Origin of the sequence: Vibrio sp. 10N.222.46.A1 (assembly GCF_041473595.1) — a bacterium.
GTDB lineage: Bacteria > Pseudomonadota > Gammaproteobacteria > Enterobacterales > Vibrionaceae > Vibrio > Vibrio tasmaniensis_A.
Map to the genome: position 1 here is coordinate 1 of NZ_JBFRSN010000931.1, position 733 is coordinate 733.

1 protein-coding gene is annotated in these 733 nt (G+C 43.9%); it reads left to right on the forward strand.

What is annotated here, in order from left to right; genetic code table 11:
* Positions 1-733 (forward strand): Ig-like domain-containing protein (locus tag AB4496_RS22195; protein ID WP_372131984.1); only part of this gene is annotated, 733 nt, incomplete at both ends.

Consider the following 733-nt stretch of genomic DNA (forward strand, 5'->3'; position numbering starts at 1 on the left):
GACTATGTGTTGAGCCGAGATGCTTTGTTGCGTTTTTCTGTCAATGATGTGTTGATCGAAACGTGGGGCTATCTGGACGACCATTACCAAACTTGTAAAAAAAGTGCTTCTCATGACGCTTGTAAGGCGTGGGGTTACCAACATGAGAATGAACCTATTCGAGTTGCTGCTATAAAATGGTGGGATGAGCAAAGAAAAACGCGAGGTTGGGATCTCAAACATAGAATGCTGTGGCTGAAAGGCAACTGGATTCTAGGCGTAAACTTCGGAAGTATTGTTCGCTCTCCTGGTGACATCATCGGTGCAGACGGCGTTGTATTACATGAAACCGCACACTACTTAGGCACAGGCCATAGTACCTCGGCTGAAGGTGAAGGTATTCAAGGTGGCGCTGCTCATGTTGATGACATCAACTTTACACGTTATAAAAATAACCGTTTGAGAAGAAATTTGGTTGGGCTTGCCGACTACCCTTTGCCTCCATCGGCTAAAATCGACCATTTCAGCGTAAAACGAGACAGCACGACTGGCTTAGATGTGCTCAAAAATGACTTTGACGCGAATGGCGACACTATTTCTATCCATAAGGTTGATAAATATTCAGCACAGGGTGCAGAACTTAAAATCGCCAATGGAAAAGTAACTTATAAAGCCCCAAAAGGTTTTATTGGTGAAGATGAGTTCCACTACATCATTACTGATGGCAAGAAACTTTTCGACCGAGATGTCGTAC